General features: G+C 50.2%; 19 protein-coding genes. 1 reads left to right on the forward strand and 18 read right to left on the reverse strand.

The features are described from left to right. From CA832_RS07400 to murJ, 18 genes are all read right to left on the reverse strand, one after another. Nucleotides 1-1,257, reverse strand: a complete 1,257-nt coding sequence (locus CA832_RS07400; protein ID WP_088340950.1) for a GNAT family N-acetyltransferase — start codon at nucleotides 1,255-1,257, stop codon at nucleotides 1-3. 3 nt (nucleotides 1,258-1,260) lie between these two features. Then, entirely contained in the window at nucleotides 1,261-2,310 is a 1,050-nt protein-coding gene (locus CA832_RS07405) for a lipid II:glycine glycyltransferase FemX (RefSeq protein WP_088340951.1), read from the reverse strand. 93 nt (nucleotides 2,311-2,403) lie between these two features. Beyond that, the gene (locus CA832_RS07410; protein ID WP_088341402.1) at nucleotides 2,404-3,417 is read right to left on the reverse strand and encodes a glycosyltransferase; all 1,014 of its coding nucleotides are present in this window, start codon (nucleotides 3,415-3,417) and stop codon (nucleotides 2,404-2,406) included. A 90-nt stretch (nucleotides 3,418-3,507) separates the two neighbouring features. Beyond that, nucleotides 3,508-4,782 carry an ATP-binding protein gene (locus tag CA832_RS07415; RefSeq protein WP_088340952.1) on the reverse strand — a complete coding sequence of 425 codons (1,275 nt, stop codon included), beginning with the start codon at nucleotides 4,780-4,782 and terminating at the stop codon, nucleotides 3,508-3,510. Nucleotides 4,783-4,828: 46 nt separating this feature from the next. Then, a complete protein-coding gene (locus tag CA832_RS07420) occupies nucleotides 4,829-6,088 on the reverse strand; it encodes a glycosyltransferase family 2 protein (RefSeq protein ID WP_088340953.1) in 1,260 nt (419 codons plus the stop codon). Nucleotides 6,089-6,190: 102 nt separating this feature from the next. Beyond that, nucleotides 6,191-6,937 carry an SDR family NAD(P)-dependent oxidoreductase gene (locus CA832_RS07425; protein ID WP_088340954.1) on the reverse strand — a complete coding sequence of 249 codons (747 nt, stop codon included), beginning with the start codon at nucleotides 6,935-6,937 and terminating at the stop codon, nucleotides 6,191-6,193. A 324-nt stretch (nucleotides 6,938-7,261) separates the two neighbouring features. After that, on the reverse strand, nucleotides 7,262-7,876 hold the full coding sequence (locus CA832_RS07430; RefSeq protein WP_088340955.1) for a sugar transferase: 615 nt from the start codon (nucleotides 7,874-7,876) through the stop codon (nucleotides 7,262-7,264). Between the two features lie 11 nt (nucleotides 7,877-7,887). Then, nucleotides 7,888-9,033, reverse strand: coding sequence for a glycosyltransferase family 4 protein (locus tag CA832_RS07435; protein ID WP_088340956.1), 1,146 nt, complete (start codon nucleotides 9,031-9,033; stop codon nucleotides 7,888-7,890). A gap of 27 nt (nucleotides 9,034-9,060) precedes the next feature. Further along, entirely contained in the window at nucleotides 9,061-10,218 is a 1,158-nt protein-coding gene (locus CA832_RS07440) for a glycosyltransferase family 1 protein (protein WP_088340957.1), read from the reverse strand. A 3-nt stretch (nucleotides 10,219-10,221) separates the two neighbouring features. Further along, on the reverse strand, nucleotides 10,222-11,346 hold the full coding sequence (locus CA832_RS07445; RefSeq protein ID WP_158211900.1) for a glycosyltransferase family 4 protein: 1,125 nt from the start codon (nucleotides 11,344-11,346) through the stop codon (nucleotides 10,222-10,224). Nucleotides 11,347-11,356: 10 nt separating this feature from the next. Then, nucleotides 11,357-12,613: a sulfate adenylyltransferase subunit 1 gene (locus CA832_RS07450; protein ID WP_088340959.1), complete on the reverse strand. Its 1,257-nt coding sequence runs from the start codon at nucleotides 12,611-12,613 to the stop codon at nucleotides 11,357-11,359. 22 nt (nucleotides 12,614-12,635) lie between these two features. After that, nucleotides 12,636-13,541, reverse strand: a complete 906-nt coding sequence (gene cysD, locus CA832_RS07455; protein WP_088340960.1) for a sulfate adenylyltransferase subunit CysD — start codon at nucleotides 13,539-13,541, stop codon at nucleotides 12,636-12,638. Beyond that, on the reverse strand, nucleotides 13,534-14,133 hold the full coding sequence (gene cysC, locus CA832_RS07460; protein ID WP_088340961.1) for an adenylyl-sulfate kinase: 600 nt from the start codon (nucleotides 14,131-14,133) through the stop codon (nucleotides 13,534-13,536). The genes cysD and cysC overlap by 8 nt, the downstream gene beginning before the upstream one ends. Continuing rightward, nucleotides 14,130-14,552: a DUF2061 domain-containing protein gene (locus CA832_RS07465; RefSeq protein WP_088340962.1), complete on the reverse strand. Its 423-nt coding sequence runs from the start codon at nucleotides 14,550-14,552 to the stop codon at nucleotides 14,130-14,132. The genes cysC and CA832_RS07465 overlap by 4 nt, the downstream gene beginning before the upstream one ends. Continuing rightward, nucleotides 14,552-15,361, reverse strand: coding sequence for a 3'(2'),5'-bisphosphate nucleotidase CysQ (cysQ, locus tag CA832_RS07470; RefSeq protein ID WP_088340963.1), 810 nt, complete (start codon nucleotides 15,359-15,361; stop codon nucleotides 14,552-14,554). Before cysQ ends, CA832_RS07465 begins: the two co-directional genes overlap by 1 nt. 2 nt (nucleotides 15,362-15,363) lie before the next feature. Next, nucleotides 15,364-16,602 (reverse strand): O-antigen ligase family protein, encoded by a 1,239-nt coding sequence (locus CA832_RS07475; RefSeq protein ID WP_088340964.1) that lies wholly within the window; start codon nucleotides 16,600-16,602, stop codon nucleotides 15,364-15,366. After that, the gene (locus tag CA832_RS07480) at nucleotides 16,599-17,675 is read right to left on the reverse strand and encodes a glycosyltransferase family 4 protein (protein WP_088340965.1); all 1,077 of its coding nucleotides are present in this window, start codon (nucleotides 17,673-17,675) and stop codon (nucleotides 16,599-16,601) included. Before CA832_RS07480 ends, CA832_RS07475 begins: the two co-directional genes overlap by 4 nt. Then, on the reverse strand, nucleotides 17,675-19,030 hold the full coding sequence (murJ, locus tag CA832_RS07485) for a murein biosynthesis integral membrane protein MurJ (protein ID WP_088340966.1): 1,356 nt from the start codon (nucleotides 19,028-19,030) through the stop codon (nucleotides 17,675-17,677). The genes CA832_RS07480 and murJ overlap by 1 nt, the downstream gene beginning before the upstream one ends. 277 nt (nucleotides 19,031-19,307) lie before the next feature. On the opposite strand from murJ, the gene CA832_RS07490 reads away from it, so the two are divergent. Then, a complete protein-coding gene (locus CA832_RS07490; protein WP_088340967.1) occupies nucleotides 19,308-20,603 on the forward strand; it encodes a right-handed parallel beta-helix repeat-containing protein in 1,296 nt (431 codons plus the stop codon). The last annotated feature ends 2 nt before the right edge of the window (nucleotides 20,604-20,605 follow it).

Raw genomic sequence — 20,605 nt, forward strand, 5'->3', positions numbered from 1 at the left:
TTACTTTCGGATCAGCCGGAAAACCTTACTGTTTTTTTTTCCCTGAATAAGGAACTTCTCCGGTTGGTTTGCCAGTGGCAATACCCGGATATCGGCCATGGACTCTTGTTCCAGGTAAAGGAATTCAAAAACAGCCGGGAGAACCGCCATGTACAATCCTTCCACTTTGGTCAGGGCCTGCAGGACTTCCGGGCGGTCTGCACCTTCAGAGTCCAGCCATTCAAAGGCCACTTTGGGCATACTTCCTTTGCGGGAACTCAAGGCATAGGTCAGTTTGTGGAGCCGGTCATTCCATCCTTTTTCACGAAGCCACTGTTTCCCGCGGAAATACCCGGATGTCAGCCGGGCCAAAAGACGGCCAGGGAAACTTCCCTTGGGGTAGTAAACCCGGTATTCGAAGTCGTATTGCCGCGTAGCCCACCGGGATTTATAATCAAAATACCCCTTCGAGAAGTCCAGGACGTCCATATTGTTTTCCAGGCACCATTCAATCAGGGCCATTACGGACACCGAGCCCAGGTGGAACTTCCCATAGTCAATATCGAAAACCGTTATGGCATCCAGGACCGTCCGGTTAAAAAAGTAATTCAGGGTAACGGCAATGGGGTCGTCCCCCGAATAAACCACGAACAACCCGGCCCGGCCTTCCTGCATCAGGGGCAGGGTAGAGGCTTTGTAGAATTCCCATTCCTGCTGTTCCAGGTTGTTGTTGCTCACCTGTTTGTCGTCGAAACGTTTTTCGAGCAAGGCGCGGAATTGATCGAACAAAAGGGCGTACTGCGTTTCATCCACGGAACCGTCATACATCACATACCGGATATCGAAAGCCGTTTCCAGGCGGGTCCTGTATTTCTTCAGCTTGTAGCGGCTGCTCTTGCTGAATTGCCGCTGCAGATAGGCATTGAGGTCCTGCAGCCCGGTTAGCTCAATGAGGAACCCGGGGTATTGGCGCACCCTTTTTACGCCAATTTGGCTATGGCCGGAATCGGGCAGCGGCACATTAAAGAACTCCGGAACATCATAGACCAGCACCGGCTTTGATACGGACAATTCTGCGTTTTCTGGTACAGGGCCGTGGCACATTCCCTTGGTATGGGTGGTGCCGGTAGATTGCATCAGGGGTAAGCGGGGATGCGCCACCTGGGTGAGCCCAGGCAGAGCGTTTACGGGTACTGGGGGCCTGGTGGGGCTGAAATGCTGACTCCAGATCCGCGTAAAGGTCTCGGTGAGAAACGGATTGTCTTCCGGGGAGTACATAGGCTAGGGAGTATGATGTGCACACCGGTAACACGGGAAAAAGTGTTTACAGGTGTTGAAATCCTTCTTGCAATCGGCAGGCAGGCGGTTCACCGACAGGGATTTATAGACCTCAGGGTTACTGATGTATTTCCAGACTTCGAAGTCCCTGAAATCCTTGCTGAAACGGGATTTGAATTCAAAAAGGGAGTCCTCCGACCCGCCAAGCCCGCCCCCGAGGTTGAAATAGCGTTTCCCCTGGGCTGTGGCCCGTACCCGCATTTCATCGATCAGCAGTTTTACGGGATGGAGTTTCATGTAGTCGGAATCGGTGCCGGATAGGTGATATTGCACTATTTCCCCACTGCTTATAAACATGGCACCGGATATGACCTTTCCGTTAGCCGGGTCCTCTGCAAGCAACACAGTAGTTTCGAACGCCTCATTCCTGAAGAGGCCTTGGTAGTAATCCTTGTTGAAAAAGTAATTGGGCTTGGCTTCCAGGCGCCGCATGGTATCCTCGTAGAGTCGGATAAAAACATGTAGGTCTTCCTGGTTTTTTCCCTCTCGGATTTTGTAAAGCCGCCTGGCTTTGTTAATGTAGGACCTGAAACGGTTGCTTATGTGGCTCCACTGCTCTTCCGGGCTCAGGGTGATATCGATGTTAACCACCTTCCCCAGGGTCTCGATCTCCCCCATGCCAGTAAGCAGCTTCCGCTGTTTTGGGAGGTAGGGGTGGAGGCGTGAGAACAGGGAAACAATGTTTAATTCCTTAAGGTTTTCTTGTAAAACCTGTTGAAAGCGGCGGGCTTGTTCCAGGTTAAAAGACCCACACCACAAGGGCCCTGCATACCCGTATACCGATGTGGCATCCAGGTAGGGTGTCCCTTCTATTTCCCTAAGGAGCAGAGGTAACAAGACGGTTAGCCCATTATCCTTATAGTGGAAAAGGATGGCTTTTTCGCTTGCCTTCCTGTCCAGGGTATGGAAGTCGTAGGAATGGTAGAAATCTGCTATGCAACAACTGGCAAGCAGGGCATTCCATTGGGCTCTATCTTCGATGATCTGAATCATCCTGTTTACTGATTCTTCTATTTTACAGGGCGGTTCGCCGGGTTTCGGTTCATCCTCTTTCCCAGCGCACACAAGAACGTTTCATGGGGTAAATCAGGAAGCTAACCTTCTGAAAAACAAACTTGTAAAGAGTATAGGTTTTGTGTTGAATATGGGTACAAATATCTTGTTGTGAACAGTGGAGCCATGTCCGATACCGATACGGGTATCGATGGGATAAGCCTCCAGCATATTCAGTTTATCCAGAATAGCGTTGAGTTCCTTACGGTCGAGAAGATTGTGTTTAAAGGTCCGAATTAACAATGCAAAAACAAAGGCATATTGCCTTGATTTTAATTTCTCTACCACCTGCTTGTAACTCCCATGGGAAGGGTCCAGGTTCTGGATCATACCTTTGATCTTTTCAATGGCATAAACCATCCCGTTTATAAACCTCAGGTTATGCGCGGCATCCCGGCTGGTTACTATGGAATTTTCCACGGTCACATAGCGGTGTACATCGAGGTTAGCCTTTCCCATGCGTTTGGCTTCCAGAAAGAGGCTGGCCGTAAATATCACATCCTCGTAAAGAGTACCTTCAATGAAGGCAATACCGGTCTGCTTCAGTAAATCCCGGTGTACAATATAACGCCAGGCTTCATTCCTGAACCCGTGTTCGCCTATATAGCTTACACCATCCAGTACAGTCACTGAAGGGTCCCCAGGCTCCTTGGTTATCGATGCAACATCCGTCCCTTCCCTGATTTCCTTGGTATTGAACTCCAGGATTTCCAGGTTGTTCTTTTCCGCAGTGGCCAGTACTTCTCCCAATACATTTGTAGCGAGGAAATCATCTGCATCCAGGAAGTAGATATAATTCCCTTTTGAGGCTGCCAGGCCTTTGTTCCGTGCTGCGCTGGGCCCTGCATTTTTCTGGGTGAAAAACTGAATATTGGGATGTTTCGCTGCGTAGCGCTCTACGATTCGTCCACCGTCATCCTTCGAGCCATCGTCCACAATAACCAGTTCATACTGGTCTTCGCCGAGGTCTTGCTCCAGAAGGCTTTTCAAACACCTTTCTATGTATTTTTCCTTGTTGTAAAGCGGGATAACTATGCTTAATTTCATTTCAGATTCCAGATTTGGCATGTGAGGCGTTAGCGCCTTATTCGGTCTTTAGGAAATGGTTAACGAACAGGTTGTCCATTCGATACAATGTTATTTATAATCGGATTCTTTAAAGGGGCGTATCCATTCCAGTATCATATCCTGGCCATGGTCATCCTTGATTTTCAGGAGATCCCGGAAACGTTCAATTCTGTTATTTACCTCTGAAATGGAAGGAGCCACCAGATACATCCGGGCATACACCTGCCTTTCGGTGCCCAGCCATTCTTGCTTTACCTCATCCCCGGTTTTGAACCGTTCCAGGACGAAGTGAACCGCCGGGTCTGCCTTAATTTCGTCAAGGCCCTCTATAGATCCGATCTTCCCACCTTTGAGCAGGACCCAGATGGTGCAGGCAGACTTTCCTTTGTATGTATAATGGTGTTCCTCCGGGAAGTCTGCATCTCCCATCACCCCTGTAAAGGCGTAGTTGACGAGCATCTCGCGGTGGTCGAAACCGAAGATGTGTTTTAAATGGAAATCCGGGGCCTCTCCCTGAAGCCTAAACCCGGGGTCGTACGCATAGATAACGCCGTCCTCCACAAAGAACTGGATGTTTAAAACCCCATTCTGGATTTTCAGGCCTTTGAACAGTTCACTCAACTTGGGGTGTACCTCCCTGAGAAACAGTTCGGAATACTTGGAAGGATATACAGCGGCAATGCAAACTGGGCTCGCATCCCCTTGCCTCTTGGTGGTAAACCGGTCCGATAATGCCGAAATATAGGGTACACCATTGCGGAAGGTGTAATACACAGCCATATCGTCGCAATCCATGTATTTTTCAACCAGGACCACTCCTTTTTTGGAATGCTGCAGGGCCGTTTTTACCGAGGCCTTGTAATCGGCTTCGTCCCGGCAGATTTTCATCCCAACACCGCCCCCGCTGTCTACGGGCTTTATCATCAGAGGGTAGGTAAGGCCTTCGGGCAGGTCTATAGGGTCCGATTTATGAAGGTATATCCCAGGGATGTCCTGGATATTATACGCTTTGCAGTAGCGCTTAAAACCATCTTTGCTGCAGAAAGCCTCCACCGCCTCGTTGGTCGCGTAGCAGGGGAGCCCCAGCTTATCGCAAATCTCCTTGTAGGGTTTCACCAGGATATCGGCTACCCCCACCAATACGGCATCCACTTCCAGTTTCCGTGCAAGCGCCACAATAGTATCCACCTCAAAAACGTCAATATCGTAGCTTTCCGAGGCGTTGCGTTTGGCAGGAGATCCCTGCCCCATATCTACCACTATGGTATAGATTCCCATGGCAAGAGACCTGTCTACAAGCGTTGCCGTTTCCGGGTTCCCGCCAAGGATCATAATTTTCTTCATACGTACTTATCTTCTATCAATTACTCCCATTAGGGTGTGGTGAGGTTTACAGGGCTTTTTCGTTGGATGTTTCCGTATTGGCCCGGAATCTGAATTCGTCATCAAACCCCAGTTTATGCAGCAAAGTTCCGATGACCTCCAAGTCGGTATTGATTTTTACAATCTTCGCCTCGTCAATCCCCATCAATTTAAGTTCGGTTTTGATGGTATCGTAATTGGACGGGTTAATGGTGGCAATTATGAGGTTGTCGAAGGCGTCATTGTTTATGGCACTGATGGGCTTGACATATATGTCTCCTACATGGAGCTTATGGTAGTCCAGGTCTATCCACTTGACGATTTGGAAAAACTTCTGTTTGCTGTTGGTGGTCAGGATGTGTTGCCCAAACGAACCGGAACTGTAAACGACCAGTCTGGAATGCGATTTCACATCCAGGAAAGGATTGAAAATCAGCTTCCCTTCCCCGTCGTAAACCAGTCCGCCGGAACGGACAAGGATCTGGGAATACAGGTAATACCGGATTTGTTCATCGAGGTTCTTATCGTCCAGTACGGGTTGCAGTTTGGTTTTCAAAAAGTGCATCAGCAACCCCAACCGGTAGTATTCCATCTGAGGGTTCTCGATGGATTTAACAATGGAGTCGTGCCTTTGTCTGTAGTAATAAAGAGGAATGCGGCTTATGGTCAGGGTATGACACAGGGCCAGGTAGGCGTAAGTAATGGCGGCGTCTTCCCCCATGATTACCTCATTGGGCACGTCGTACAACACCTGCTCCAGAAGCTCCTTTTTAAAGAGTTTATTCCATACGTAAGTGGATAGCCCGTGTTCGCAAAACCGGCCATTGTAAATGGCATTGGGCAGGATTTCGTTTTCGATTTCCGCCCTATGGAACACCCCTGCTTTTTTCGGTTTTATGGTTTCAATTTTCCCATTGAATTCCCTGAACTGTCCCGTAACCACAAGGTCGGACTGATTCGCTTCGGCAAGCTTGTATAGGACATCCAGGTAGTATTTATCCACCCAGTCGTCTCCGTCTACAAAGGCGATGTATTTCCCGGTTGCTTGTCTCAGGCCAGCCTTTCGCGCGCTGACAAGCCCCCCGTTGGGTTTGTGAATTACTTTAACACGGGAATCCCGAAGGGCATAGTCATCACAGATTTTGGGACAACTATCGGGACTCCCATCGTCTACCAGGATTAACTCAAAATCCCGGAAGGACTGCTCCAGAAGGCTGTCTACGCATTTCGGCAGATACTTGGCGATCCGGAAGATGGGTACGATTACACTTATTTGAGCGGTATTCAACGGTATTGTTTTTAGCTTTTATGATTTGAAGTCAGTATCTGTTTTTTATTACTTCCCATTCCATGGTGCTGTTTCGTCTGAATGGGATCGTGGCTACAGGCATTAAATAAATTCGCCCCCCGTTACCCGCAGCAGCGAGCCGGTTGTCATCCGGGAATCATCCGAGATGAAATACATCACCGCAGGCACCGGGTCAAACCGGTTCAGCATGCGGCCCATGGGGATTATGCCCGCCGCTTCATTTTTCAATTCTTCTTCACTTACCCCTTCCTTTTCGCGCAGTTCCAGTTCTCCTTCCGTGGGTGTCCAGCCCATGACCAGGTAATTTGATCGGATCCCGTATTTGGCATAGTGGTGTGCAATGTGCGTCGACAGGGTGTACAGGGTACTCTTGGTCAGGGCATATGCGGCCCGGTCCTCCTGTCCGTAGTCCATATGTGCCGATCCGAAAAATACGATTGAGCCCGATTGTTGTTCCATCATGGTACGCAACACATGTTTGACCAGGAAGTAGGGCGCTTTCAGGTTGATATTGAAAACACGGTCGAAGAGGTCCTCTTCGGTATCGATTATGCTGGCCACTGGGGTTATTCCGGCATAGAGGATAAGGGCGTCGATCTTCTGAAACCGTTCCAGGGTGCGGTGGTAGTAATCTTCAATTCCGCTACTACTGTTTAAGTCCAGTTCATGGAAGTAGAGGCGGTCCGCACAGCCGCTTTCCCGAACGATGGCTTGGCCCTCCTCGGCGCTCCGGCCACAGAATGATACATTATAGCCCTTGGAGAGGCAGCTCTGGAGGATTTCTCGTCCCACGCCTTTGGCTCCCCCTAAGATCATTACTGTTTTCATATTATGTTACGCTATCGGCTCCGAAGTATAACGGAATATTTTCAGCATAAGTATCCCCGTGTGACAGGAACCCGGACTATTGTGTGTTCCGATTCGCTAAACGGGAGTAGCCCTCCCGAAGCTGCTGCTTCATCAGACTCATCATATATAGCGAACGCGGAGGTAAACGCCCTCTTTGCTACCGGGTCTTAGTGTCGTCCACTAAGGTACGAATGCCATCTGGCTTTCATGGAAAAAGGGATCTGATAATCGACGATAATCGCACAAAATCAGATTATTAGCCCTTGAGAACCCTATCCATAATCAGGTTAAGCAGCCCGACGCTTAAGCCTTTCCCCCGGAAGAGCCCATAAACTCTTCAGCTGTTGCCTGCCCTTCTGCCGAAATACCTTCCGACCTGAGGACTTTGAGTACGGTCATCCAGAGGATCCGCAAGTCCAGCAGGAAGGAGCGGTGGTCTACATACCAGACATCGAGGCGGAACTTCTCATCCCATGCTATGGCGTTTCTCCCGTTTACCTGAGCCCAGCCCGTAATACCGGGTCGAACCTCGTGCCGTCGCTTCTGAAAGTCATTGTACCTGGGCAGGTACCGAACGTGGAGGGGCCTTGGCCCAACCAGGCTCATATCGCCCTTCAAGACATTAAATAACTGCGGCAATTCGTCCAGGGAGGTCTTCCGTACAAACCTGCCCACAGGGGTCAGACGTTCCCCATCCGGCAGCAGGTTACCCTGTTCATCCTTCCGGTCGTTCATGGTTTTGAATTTCACTATAGTGAAAATACGCTCGTCCTTGCCCGGCCGCTGCTGGAAGAAAAAGGGTTTCCCCTGGTTGGCTACAAGCAGCAACAACCAAATCACTACTATGACAGGACTGGCCAGGAGCAAAACCATCAGGGCTACCAGCACGTCCAGGAAATATTTTAGGGCATCGTACATACGTAAACGGATTAAGCAGTTACCTCATTCAGGCCCTTTTTCAGGATTTCGAGGGTCTGGCGGTTGATGATCTTAACGTCGAACTTACCAGTAGCCAGGGCATAGCTTGCATTTCCCATGCGGATGACATCTTCGGGGTTTTCCGCAAAATGGGTCATTGCATTTTTCAGCGCCCCCAAATCCCTGGAGGGGATCAGGAAGCCGTTCTCCCCGCTGGTCACCGTTTCCCTGCACCCCGGTTCATTGGTCGTAACGATGGGCAACCCCACGGAAAGGGCTTCCAGGATGGAGCGGGGCACACCCTCGCGATAATAGGTGGGCAGCACAAAAACATCGTGCTCTTTCAGGTAAGGATATATGTTTCGGGTAGGGCCTACAAAATTAAGGCTGCCCGAATGGTGCAGACGGTCTATTTTGGCTTGCAGGGCTTCAGCTCCCTTGAACTCGGGTACGTATCCGATCAGGGTAAACTGCGTGTTCGGATATTTTTCTTTGATGTACTGACAGGCCTGCAGGTATAGTTCCACCCCTTTTTCAGGGATCAGCCGTGCGATCATCACAAAGGAGACGGGGGCATCTTTTGAAGGTCTGGGCTCCCTGTATTTAAAGCGTTCCAGATTAATCCCGGAACCATTCACCACATGGCAAACCTGTTTTTTTCCAACAATCCTTTTTTGCCGAAAGAGCTCGAGATCGTCCCGGTTCTGGAATATTACCGCCCTGTTTTTGCGCAATGCAAACCGATAAAGCCTTTCGGTTACTTTTTGGAGTATCCGCGATTTAAAGGTAGACTTGCTAAAGGTAAACCCGAGTCCGGTAATCAAGGAAATGGCTGGAACACCGCTTTGCCCTGCCGCGATGGAACCATAAATGACCGGTTTTATGGTATAGGGGAATACCAGGTCTATATGGTTATCCTGCATCAGACGCTTCAGAAAACGTATACTTTCCAGGTCCTTAAGGGGGTTTAATCCCTTCCGGGACAGGGGAATAGAGTGACAAATCGCCCCCATTGCCTCCAACTGTTCCCTGTGGTCGGCTTGGAATTCCGGGGAGGCGCAATGGACAGTATACCTGTTCGCGATAAAATCTGCGATCAGGTCCCCCCGGAAATTGATGAGGGATTGGGATATGGAGGAGATGATGAGCAAGTTCATCTGCTAAGAGCTGGTTTTACGACCGGTTTATTCCCGGGCTTTGTTCATATAGTATTCCATCAAAAATCGGGCATTGGCCTGAATGTCATAATTGGCGTCCACTACGCCCTGGGTTGCGGATGGGTCCCGTATATCTCTTTTTTCCAGGATTTTAGCTGCCCATACGTCCGGATTGGTTTCCAGAGAGAGGTATTCCACCAGACCGGTTACATTGATTTCCTGTGTTACGCGGTCCGAGGCCAGGATCGGCAGCCCGGAGGCCTGGGCTTCCACCAGGGTGACGGGCAATCCTTCGTACAGGGAAGGAAAAAGAAAGACATCTGCGGCCATCAGTAATTCCGGGATGTCGGAGCGCACGCCAAGAAACCGGATGGCTTCGGAAATCCCTTTATCCGCTGCCGCCTTTCGGATGGCAGGCTGTAATTTACCTGTCCCTATGAGCAATAATCTGGCCTCCCGGTCCTTTTCCAGGAGGGCATGAAAGACGCGGATCAGGAAGTGGTGGTTCTTGGGTTCGTCAAACCTTCCAACGTGTACGACGGTCAGAGCGTCTGCGAGGCCCAAATCTTTGCGTACCTGTTTCCGTTTCTCGGGGTCGAGGGCGAAAAGGCCCGTATCGATGGCATTGGGCAGGATGGTCACGCGTTCCCGAAGCGCCTTCCCATAAAGCCAGTCCGACGCTTTTTCCCCGCAGGCAAAATAGTCGCTGGCCACCCGGCGGCAACGCCTGCGTATGTGGTGGTACATAAAGCTTTTAAGTACAAGGGCCTTGTCTGCTTCCGGACTGAAAACCCTGAAGATGGACCAGGGGTTCAAACTGGTGTGGCTATGGGAAATCCGTGTGGGGACAATCCCTTTGGCCGCCCCTAAAACCAAATAACTAAGGGCATTGAGATGGGAGTGCACAATGAGGTACTGCGCTCCGTGCTGGTCAAAGAAACGCTTTAAAGCCCGCTTATACCGGAAGTAATTCCGGGGAGATATCGCAGGCATCCGGAATATCCTCCCACCGAGGGATTCGATTTCATCATCGTATGCGCCCCGGTCCGGGCGGTGCAACAGAAAATCGAACTGTACTTTTGTACGGTCAATATTCCTGTAGTAATTCATAACCATGGTTTCCGCACCACCCCGGTTCATAGTGGTTAAAACCTGTAATACCCTTATGGGGTTATTCGAATCCATGCTTCAATGCTGGGGTTTGGTATCGTTCAGAACTTCCCGGATGAGGGTTTTCCAGGAATGGCCCACCTGTTCCAGGGAAAATTTATCCATGGCCAATGGAGCGTTTTGTTGGTATTTCCGCCTCAGGCCCTCATCTGACATCAGCTCCTTCAGGGACTCTACCATTTTGGCGGGTTGTTGATCCGGGACCAACACCCCGTTTTCGCCTCCGGCGATCACATCTGATGGCCCGGAGACGCAGTCGTATGAAATACAAGCGATCCCCTGGGACATCGCCTCCAGCAACACCATGGGTAATCCTTCAAAACGGGAAGGGAGGATAAAGATTTCCGCACATCGGAGGAGTTCCTGTACATCGGAACGAATCCCCATAAACTCGATTTGCCCTTTTAGCCCGTGTTTCTGTACCAGGGATTCCAAAAGGGCTTTTCCCTGGTCACCGCCGCCTACCATTTTAAGTTTCCATTCCGGAAAGTGGGGCAAAACCTCCGCCATAATGGGGATGAGGTTGTCGTACCCCTTCTGGTGATACCGGTTAAGACTGCCAATGGACAGGATTTCCCTTCTTCGGGTATGGCCGGCAGGTGCATTAAATAACGGAAAGGTGCAGGGATTGGGCATTACCACAACCCGCCTGTTCTTCTTCCGGAAATGTTCCAGGTCATATCCGGTCAGGATGGTAACTGCTTTCGGAATGCGGTACAGGTAATTCCAGAGGAACCTTTGCCAGCGGGAATTGTTTGCCTTGTGGTTATTGTGTTCGGAAACGATAAGTGGGATTCCGTAAAAGAAGGCAACCGGAATAGTCAGGTAGCCCAACAAGTCGATGTGGGAGCTCATGACATCCGGCCTGTTCTTCTTTTTGCGGTAAAACCAGAGCAATTGGAAGAACCCGTTAACAACTACCGACCGGAACAGGAAAACCCGGTGCAGCCGAACCCGTTCTACCCGCTCGTCCAAAGGATAGGCATCCTCTCCCTGAAAGGTTATGACGCGAACCCTGTAAGCCGGGTCCTGGCACAGGTGGTTGGCCAACAGGGAGATGACGCGTTCGGCACCCCCGGCAGTCATCTTGTTGATGAGGAAGTCTACCCGTGTTACGGACGGAGCCATTTTAAGGTCAGCCATGGGAAAGGATCTATACCAACATCCCCGCCGCCACCGTCTCATTGGTGGCATCGTCTATGAGGATGATGCTCCCGGTGGTTCGGTTTTCCCTGTAATCGTCTACCATCAGGGGTTTGGTGGTTCGGATTTTTACCTTGCAGATATCATTCATGTTCAGCTCGGTATCGTCCGAAACTCGGTTTAGGGTATGGATGTCGATCTTGTAAATGACCTCCTTGATCATAGCTTTTTGTTCGTTGGAGGTGTGCATGACCGTATACTTTGCCCTTGGCCTTGCCGGTTTGTCGTTTAGCCAGCAAAGCATGACCTCCAGGTCCTGGGTGGCTTCCGGCTGGTTGTTGGAACGCACAATCATGTCTCCCCGGCTGATATCGATATCGTCTTCCAGGGTGATGGACACAGACTGGGGGGCAAAACACTCTTTGAGCGGGCCCTGGGCACCGTCAATCCCCTTGATGCGGGAGGTAAAGCCCGAGGGCAGCACGCAGATCTCGTCGCCCACTCGCAGTACGCCACTGGCCATGCGGCCGGCATACCCGCGATAATCGACGAATTCCTTGCTCTGTGGCCTCAGCACGGTCTGGACCGGGAAACGCGCATCCACTTTGTTGATGTCGCTGCTGATGTGCATGGTCTCCAGGGTGTGGAGCAGGGGAGCCCCCTGGTACCAGTCCATATGCTCGGAGCGGTTCACCACATTGTCCCCCAACAGGGCACTAATGGGGATAAAACGAATGTCCGGGATCAGCATCTTAGAGGCAAATTCCTCGAACTGGTTGATGATTTTCTGGTACACATCTTCTTTGAAGTCCACCAGGTCCATCTTGTTGATACATACGATCACGTGCGGGATATTGAGCAGGGAGGCAATAAAGGCATGTCTTTTGGTCTGCTCGATGACCCCGTGGCGGGCATCCACCAGGATAATGGCGGCATTTGCCGTAGAGGCCCCTGTCACCATGTTCCGCGTATACTGGATGTGGCCTGGGGTATCGGCAATGATGAACTTCCTTTTAGGGGTAGTGAAGTAGCGGTAGGCTACATCGATGGTAATCCCCTGTTCCCGTTCGTCCCTGAGGCCATCCGTAAAGAGGGCAAGGTCTACACCTGCGTGCCCTTTTTGCTTGCTGGTGCTTTCCACGGCCTCCAGCTGGTCTTCGAATATGGATTTGGAATCGTACAGGAGCCTTCCGATAAGGGTACTTTTCCCGTCATCGACACTTCCCGCAGTTGTAAATCTAAGTAATTGACTATTATTAAGTTCCATAAGATGCTGTCTGTCTCCCAGTTTAGAAATATCCTTGTTTCTTGCGGTCTTCCATGGCGGTTTCCGAGCGCTTGTCGTCTGCGCGGTTACCGCGTTCGGTCTGCCGCATGGCGGCCACTTCCTGAACGATTTTTTCCAGGGTGTCTGCGTCGGACTCAATCCCGCCGGTAATGGTGATGTCCCCCAGGGTGCGGAACCGCACTTTCCTGGTGACGATTTCCTCTTTTCCGTCCAGAACGAGATACTCGGATTTCGGAATCCAGGAATTGTTCCGCCAGATCACTTCGCGCTCATGGGCGAAATACAGGGAGGGAATTTCAATATTTTCCCGGAGGATGTAATTCCATACATCCATCTCGGTCCAGTTACTGATCGGGAACGCACGGAAATGCTCCCCTTCGAAATACTTACCATTGAACAGGTTCCAAAGCTCTGGCCGCTGGTTTTTCGGGTCCCATTGGCCGAAGTCGTCCCGGTGGGAGAAGAAGCGTTCCTTGGCACGGGCCTTTTCCTCGTCCCGTCGGCCACCCCCAATGGCGCAATCTACCTTGTGCTCCTCTATGGCATCCAAAAGGGTAGTGATTTGCAGGGCATTCCGGGTGGCGTTCTTGCCTTTTTCCTCGGCTACGCGCCCCTGGTCGATGGATTCCTGAACCGAGCCTACAATAAGGCGTGCCCCAAGGCTCTCAATAAGGTCGTCCCGGAATTTGATGGTTTCCGGGAAATTATGCCCTGTATCTACGTGCATCAGGGCAAAAGGAATCTTGGAAGGGTAAAAGGCCTTTTTGGCCAGGTGGGTTACCACAATAGAATCTTTTCCCCCTGAAAACAGGATAACGGGGTTCTGGAATTGTGCCCATACCTCCCTGAGGATAAAAATGGCTTCGGACTCCAGTTCGTCCAGGTAATTCAGATAATATTTACTCATGGTTGAGTGCTAGTTTAGGCTTGATATTTTGATAAATAGCATTTACCGCAGCTTCGATACTCAGCTGGTCTGTAATTTCTATATCCGGATTTTTAGGAGCTTCATAAGGAGCCGAAATCCCAGTCATGTTTTTTATTTCGCCCCGGCGCGCCTTGGCGTAAAGGCCTTTAACATCCCGTGCCTCGCAGACTTCCAGGCTGGTGTTGACGAATACCTCCACATAGTGATCTGCTCCCACCAGTTGCCGGATGGCTTCCCGGTCCTTGTTATAAGGTGCCACGAATGCAGCCAGGGCCACCAGGCCTGCGTCGACAAAAAGGTTGGCCACCTCTCCTATCCTGCGGATGTTTTCTTCCCGGTCTTCGGGGCTGAAGGACAGATTTTTGTTGATGCCCTTGCGCACATTATCTCCATCCAGCACATAGGTATGTATGCCTTCTGCATGCAGTTTTTGTTCCAGGGCGTTGGCTATGGTAGACTTACCGCTGCCGGAAAGGCCGGTAAAAAAAACGAGGAAGGAACGGTGCCCTTTGGACAAACGCCTTTCCTTCCGGGTAATGCCGTACGTATGCGGGACGATGTTCTCGCTCATTGAAGCTCTTTTTTACCACGCCTGATACCCAGGCCAAAATTGATTTTATACCAGGCCCTTTCGTGCAGATAATACAGGATCATCTTGGAGAGGACCTCCACAAGTCCGATTTTCACCCCGGTGAGGGGGTTGCCTGAAATGATCCAGGAGAGGACCACGGTATCCATGGTTCCTATCATCCGCCAGGAAACGGTTTTAAGCAAGTGCCGTTTCTGGCTTTCCGGCATGGAGACCCGGAACCAGAGTCGCTCGTGCAGGTAGTACAGGAGCATTTTGGTAACGACTTCCGAAAAACCGATTTTCAGGCCTGTAAGGGGGTTGCCCGTAATGAACCAGGAGATGAGGATGGTATCGATGGTACCGACGACCCTCCAGGTTATGGTTTTGGCGATATGTCGTTTGTACGAGGTATCGGACATTACTTGCGAACGAGAAAATACGGGTTCAATAGGTTTTCCTTATTGTATTTCAGAGGCCCTGCGGTATCCTGTGCGATTACCTTGAGGCCAACAGCCTCTGCAATCGCGCTTCCGGCTGCCGTATCCCACTCCATGGTTGGGGCGTACCGGGGGTACACATCGGCGAGCCCTTCGGCCACCAGGCAAAATTTAAGTGAACTGCCTTTACTGACTATTTCCACTGCATGGTAGTTGGGGCGGATCGACTCAATAAATGCCTCTGTTTCGGCATTCATATGGGACCGGCTGCCTACCACTCTCACCAGTTCACTTTTCTCGGGGGCCGGATGAATCCGGTCCGCCTCTCCAAAGAACGCGCCTTGGGCCTGATGATTGTCATCCAATACGGTTTTGTACGACTTACCTTTTCGCACATCTCCGTAGTACAATTCCCGGCTTACCGGTACGTAAATGACCCCAAAGATAGGACTTCCTCCATGGCAGAGTGCAATATTTACGGTAAACTCGCCATTTTTCTTGATGAATTCCTTGGTGCCGTCCAGCGGATCGACAATCCAACAGGTTTTCCAGTTTTTCCGCTCAGAAAAAGGGAGTTGTTTGTTTTCCTCGCTAATAATGGGGTACTCCGTTTGGGATAAAAAATCCATTATTACGGCGTTGGAGGCCTGGTCCGCTATGGTAAGGGGGGAGTCGTCCGCCTTGGCTTCGACCTGGAAGTCCCTGTCGGACTCGTAGATTTCTAGGATGGCTTTTCCGGCTTCGACAGCGGCTTTCAGGGCGTGCAAAAATGTGGACTGTGAGTTGTTCAATGCTATGGGTTTAATTGGATTTCCTTTTCAGGGGTATGTACGGTTTCAGATGTCTTTTCAGATGCCAACTGACCTTTTCGCAATTCGTAGGCACAAAAAACAAAGACCACCACCAAATAGGGTTGATTTATTATCGTTTGCAGGCTAAGCATGTAGACGTACATGGAAAGCAACAGGCAGAATACCATAAAGCGGTACTTTCCCGCTATGCGCAGCGATCCCAACAAGTAGTAGGCCAACAAGGCAAGAAAGGCGAGAAAGGCAAAAATACCGGCATCGGCCCAAACCCCGATTATCGTATTATGGCCCCGTATGCTTACGCCAAACTGTACGCCATTGCCCAGAATGGGATTCTCTTCGATGTACCCCATCATATTGCGGAGCAGGACATCCCGTTCCGAAAGGTTTATTTCACTGTAGTTGAAGGTCAGGACGTTTACAATATCATCCACCCGTTCCAACTGTGCGGTATTGAGCCACCCCTTGCTTACTGCAGTGCTGTACAGGATTACCAGAAGTGAAGGTATGGCTATGGCTGAATACAAAAAGCGCTTGGCATTGAACCATTTCCTGTAAATAATGGCCATTACCAGAATTAAAACCAGGAAACCGGTTTTCGAAAATGTCAACAGGATGGCGAAGACGGAGATCAGGACAGCAGCCGTTTTGAGTAGCCTGCCCCTTGGGCTTTTGGGCTCGAAATAATACTTCACGAGGATTAACCCGAGTATGGCAGACAGGCACGCATTGTTCGCATCGCCATAGACGCCCCCGGAGCGGTTGAGACCATATTCATAGACTCCGTCGTAGTCCAGGGAGAAATTGAAATAATAAAACAGGATGGTCAGCATAGAGCTAATCACAAACGTGACCATCAGGAGTTTGCGAACCTTGAACTGGGAAGATTCATTGCTGAGGAAAACGGCAAAAGCCCAGAGGTAAATAAGCGGGATAAAGCTCGGCAGTAAACGGTGAGGCTCTGTTTCGTGTACCAGGTTGGCAATGAGGGCGAAAAAAAAATAGATGAGGTAAAAAAAGAACCAAAGGTAAATACCGGGTGCAAACTTTTCCCGGTACCGGAACCACAGGATACCGCCGAAAAGGACCACGATTACATTCAGGTAGGCGAAGGCCTGTACAATGGTTTCCGAGGCACCGCTGAATTTGGCGAGGAAGGCCTGTATATTCAGGACGCTGAATACAAGGGGGACAAAAAATAAAAGTCGTACAAGTTTTGTCATTGTGTCGCCTTTGCCAAAAGACCCATCCATTGACTGTAAATGGCATCTGTCGAATAGCGGTCGAGGCTGCTTATGCCGTTTCGGCCCAGGGTTTCCCTGAGCTCCCTATTATCCATTAATGCTGCCAGTTCCTGTTGCATTGCTTTAATATCCTGGTCTGGAACCAGCAAGCCATTTTGGCGGTGTTCAATCATATCCGAGGGACCCGTAATGCAATCGTATGCGATGCACGCCGTACCCTGAGAAAGGGCTTCGAGGAGTACCATAGGCAGGCCTTCGAAGCGGGAGGGAAGGATAAAAATGGCCGATTCCAACAGGATAGGTTGGATATCCGACCTGAAACCCGGGAATGAAACCTGAGACTCCAACCCCAAATCATTAACGCGCTGAGAGAGGAAATGTTTTCCTTCCGCCCCGTCTCCAATGATGCGCAACCGCCAGTCAGGCCTTTCCCTGAGCACGGGACCGGCAATTTCCAGGAGGTTGTCGAACCCCTTGTGGTGGTACCGGTTCAGATTTCCAACTGCGACTATATCCTGCTTCCGCTGAGCATGATACTCCACTGCTGGTACAAAGGTACACGGATTGGGCATTACGGCAACCTGGCACCCCAGTTCCCGGAAGAAAGGGATATCATAGGAGGTGAGCACGGTAACGGCGTTTGCTTTGCGGTAAACTTTCTTCCAGGCCAGTTTGGTAAGCCAGGCCGGGGCTTCGAGTTGCAGATGGTTGTTGTGTTCCGAAACCACCACAGGGATTCGAAATAGCCGGCATGCCAGGATGGCAACCAGATTCATCAGGGTCAGAAAGGAAATAGCGGCATCCGGCCTGTCCGCCTTTTTGCGATAAAGCCTGACCAGGTGGAAAAGCGCATTTATCTTGGCATTGGGAAGCACTTTTTTGTTGAAGTGCAGGCGTTGAACCTGCGGGTCTATGGGGTATGCATCTTCCCCATCCTTGAAGGTTATTAGCCGCACCTGGTGCCCTTCCTGGCAGAATTTATTCACCAGGATACTCATAACACGTTCTGCGCCTCCACCCCTTATGGTACTAATAATAAAATCGATCTTCATTAGTTACTTGCTGCCGGTGTTGTATGGTTGAATTTCCCTTTCAACGAATATGTAACGTAAATAAAAGAACAAATGATATAAACAATGGTAGTGGCGAGGACCAGGCCATAAATACCGTACAGTTTAATCAGGATATAATTCAGTGCGAGGTTCAGGAGCATGTTCCAGAAGGAAACCCACGCCATAAAGGCATTTCGGTTGGCTGCTGTGAGGTATTTAACACAGACCAAAGTACAGAGGTAAAATGGCACGTAAATCAGCGCAATTTGCTGAAGTGCCCCAACTACCGAGGTGTCTTCTGCGTCGAAGGCACCCCGTTCGAACACCAGGGCAATAATATCGTAGGAGAGCAGGATGAGGATGGTGCAGACAAAAGCGCCAAGTCCGAAGACGAGCAGTAGGATTTTCTTGAGTAATTCCCTTGCCTTGCGCAAATCCCTGGCCATAAGCCTGGAAAAATGGGGGAGCAGCACATTTCCGATTGCGAGTACCATTATCCCAACCACGAAGGTGGGGATCTTAATCCCGTATTTGATGGTCGCCAATGAGCCCACAACCATTTGCGATGCAAAAAACTGATCTACAAAATTATTCACCCCGGTCAGGAATCCAGAGGTGAGCTTGGCGGGGTACTGACGCAGCATGGTTCTCATGTTGTCATTTAACCGGATGGGGCCAAATGACAGCATCTTCCGCCTGAGGGCAATAATGAGCAGGAAGGTAAATTCGACACCCGTCCCGCACAGGAGTCCATAAGCCAGGACATAATCACCTAGGGTATCCCTCATGAACAGGACAAAAAGGATGGTCAGCATGGGGGTGAAAATCCCGGATATGGTGGAAAGGAAAAATTTGTTTTCAATCTCCAGAAGGGAGGACAGGAATCCGGAATAGGCCCATAAGAGCATACAGGGCAACACCAGGTAAAACTGCTTACGGACCAGGTCGTAGTACGATGCGGTGTGCCCGGCAAAGAATTCCTCCAGGAAAAAATAGACCAATACCAGGACACATAGCGAAATAAATGCCGCCAATGCGGTAAGACACAGGACGGTAAAACTCTGAAATTCCCTGATTTTCCGGGTACTGCTTATTTCGTAGATATAGTTGGGAACGAAGAGTTGTTTCAGCGCACCTATAAATACCGTCTGAACAAAGGAAGGGATTAAAAGGGCGATGAAATAAGTGTCCAGAAATTCGGATAAGCCAAAGGTGGAACCCACGAGGGTCTCTTTAAAAAAGGCCACAATTTTGACCAGGAAAACCACCGATCCCACCACCAGCATGTTGAGGAAGAGTCCGGGTTGGAAAAAAGGCTTCAGAACCTCCCTGAAATTTTGGAAACGACCTGGCATGTATGAGGAATTTCTTGAGTCGCTCAGCGCGGATTTGGAATGGGCCAAATCTACATATAAATTCTCGCTTCCCTAAGGGTACCGGACAAACCAAAGGAATATCCGCTGAGTGGTAGCCCTGCCTCAAAAAAGTGGCATTCGTTTTTCCCGGAACCAGAGGACTGGCGATACTTTATCGGGTGAATCACACGATTCAACGATTAGGCTGAAGGAACAAGTCAGATGGCATCCCCATTGCTTTATAAAAGTGTAATTTCAACTCAAATAATAAAGTTTTATGTCAGTAAAACCTGCAATCCGAAAGCAGAGGCGGATTCTGTTTCTGCTTACCCCTGTGGTTTTTGCGCTTCTCTGCAGTGCAGTAACCGTGAAGGCACAGGTCCGGTATGTTCATGAGTTTCACCAGGACCTTTCCAAGGCATTCGTGCTGGCCATGGCATCGGACGCTGATACCCTTGTAGTTTCAGATTTGGGCCAGGTCTGGCAGTTAGGACCTATGCGTTTTGAGGGGGCTCGAAACAAAACGGTTGTCTTCGAACCAGGAGTTGAAATCGAAGCTATTTCCGGCGCATTTCCCCGCCCCACCCAGGCTTTTTTCGGATTTTTCAACTGTCGAAATATCACCCTTCTGGGTTCTGCAACCCCTATACGCATGCTAAAAGAGGAATATACCAAAGGAGAATGGCGGCATATATTCCTGATCCGGGGGTGTAGCGGGTTCCGGGCAGACGGCTTTGCCCTGTCCGACAGTGGGGGGGATGGGATAGAAATTTCGGGAAATACCCGGGTTCCGTATTCCGAGGATGTGGTCATTGCCAACTGCACCTCGATCAATAACCGCAGACAGGGGATTTCCATTATTTCCGGAAAGTCCGTTTACATCCGTAATTGCATTTTTTCGGAGACCAAGGGAACCATGCCCGGAGCAGGGGCAGATTTGGAACCCAATAAGCCTGAGGATGTTCTCGATGGGATTTATTTTGAGAATTGCCGCTTTGAAAACAACTTCAATTCCGGGGTCAAGCTGGCACTTCATGAGTTAAACACCACATCGAGACCAGTGGATATCAGGTTCAGCGGTTGTGTCCTCTCCAATAATTTCCATCCGGACAACCCCCGGGTACCGGCAGAAATCACCTTGTTGTCCAGCCCTGTAAATGGGGTAAAGGGGAAGGTGGTCTTTGAGGACTGCGTGGTTGAAAACAACAGCAATATGGCTGTTTATGCACGGAAGGACGGGGACGCCTACCAGGTGGAATTTCGGAACTTTTTAGTGCGCAAAACCCGCTTGAAACCCGAAAAGCCACTGGTTTATCTGGAGGTTCCGGATTACCGGCAGGAATGCACGGCGGGAGGGTTTTTGTTTTCGTCCTTTTATGTGGATGACAACCTACCCAATGATCCGTTGGTCGTCCGGGGTTCCCGCATGGGCTCTTTGAAAGCCCTCCGGAACGTGAACGGGGTAATTACCCTACGCGGATCCCAAAACCCCGCTATCCGTTATATTAACTACGATCCTGAGCTCAACCAGGAGGTTGGCCTCAGGATCGTAACCCGCAACCAGGAGGATTAAGC

It is taken from the genome of Robiginitalea sediminis (assembly GCF_002198115.1).
Classification (GTDB): Bacteria; Bacteroidota; Bacteroidia; order Flavobacteriales; family Flavobacteriaceae; genus Robiginitalea; species Robiginitalea sediminis.

Bases quoted from the DNA above. Each gene is read 5' to 3' on its own strand.
- CA832_RS07400 (WP_088340950.1), bottom strand. From the start codon at position 1,257: ATGTACTCCCCGGAAGACAATCCGTTTCTCACCGAGACCTTTACGCGG.
- CA832_RS07405 (WP_088340951.1), bottom strand. From the start codon at position 2,310: ATGATTCAGATCATCGAAGATAGAGCCCAATGGAATGCCCTGCTTGCC.
- CA832_RS07410 (WP_088341402.1), bottom strand. From the start codon at position 3,417: ATGAAATTAAGCATAGTTATCCCGCTTTACAACAAGGAAAAATACATA.
- CA832_RS07415 (WP_088340952.1), bottom strand. From the start codon at position 4,782: ATGAAGAAAATTATGATCCTTGGCGGGAACCCGGAAACGGCAACGCTT.
- CA832_RS07425 (WP_088340954.1), bottom strand. From the start codon at position 6,937: ATGAAAACAGTAATGATCTTAGGGGGAGCCAAAGGCGTGGGACGAGAA.
- CA832_RS07430 (WP_088340955.1), bottom strand. From the start codon at position 7,876: ATGTACGATGCCCTAAAATATTTCCTGGACGTGCTGGTAGCCCTGATG.
- CA832_RS07435 (WP_088340956.1), bottom strand. From the start codon at position 9,033: ATGAACTTGCTCATCATCTCCTCCATATCCCAATCCCTCATCAATTTC.
- CA832_RS07440 (WP_088340957.1), bottom strand. From the start codon at position 10,218: ATGGATTCGAATAACCCCATAAGGGTATTACAGGTTTTAACCACTATG.
- CA832_RS07445 (WP_158211900.1), bottom strand. From the start codon at position 11,346: ATGGCTGACCTTAAAATGGCTCCGTCCGTAACACGGGTAGACTTCCTC.
- CA832_RS07450 (WP_088340959.1), bottom strand. From the start codon at position 12,613: ATGGAACTTAATAATAGTCAATTACTTAGATTTACAACTGCGGGAAGT.
- cysD (WP_088340960.1), bottom strand. From the start codon at position 13,541: ATGAGTAAATATTATCTGAATTACCTGGACGAACTGGAGTCCGAAGCC.
- cysC (WP_088340961.1), bottom strand. From the start codon at position 14,133: ATGAGCGAGAACATCGTCCCGCATACGTACGGCATTACCCGGAAGGAA.
- CA832_RS07465 (WP_088340962.1), bottom strand. From the start codon at position 14,552: ATGTCCGATACCTCGTACAAACGACATATCGCCAAAACCATAACCTGG.
- CA832_RS07475 (WP_088340964.1), bottom strand. From the start codon at position 16,602: ATGACAAAACTTGTACGACTTTTATTTTTTGTCCCCCTTGTATTCAGC.
- CA832_RS07480 (WP_088340965.1), bottom strand. From the start codon at position 17,675: ATGAAGATCGATTTTATTATTAGTACCATAAGGGGTGGAGGCGCAGAA.
- murJ (WP_088340966.1), bottom strand. From the start codon at position 19,030: ATGCCAGGTCGTTTCCAAAATTTCAGGGAGGTTCTGAAGCCTTTTTTC.
- CA832_RS07490 (WP_088340967.1), top strand. From the start codon at position 19,308: ATGTCAGTAAAACCTGCAATCCGAAAGCAGAGGCGGATTCTGTTTCTG.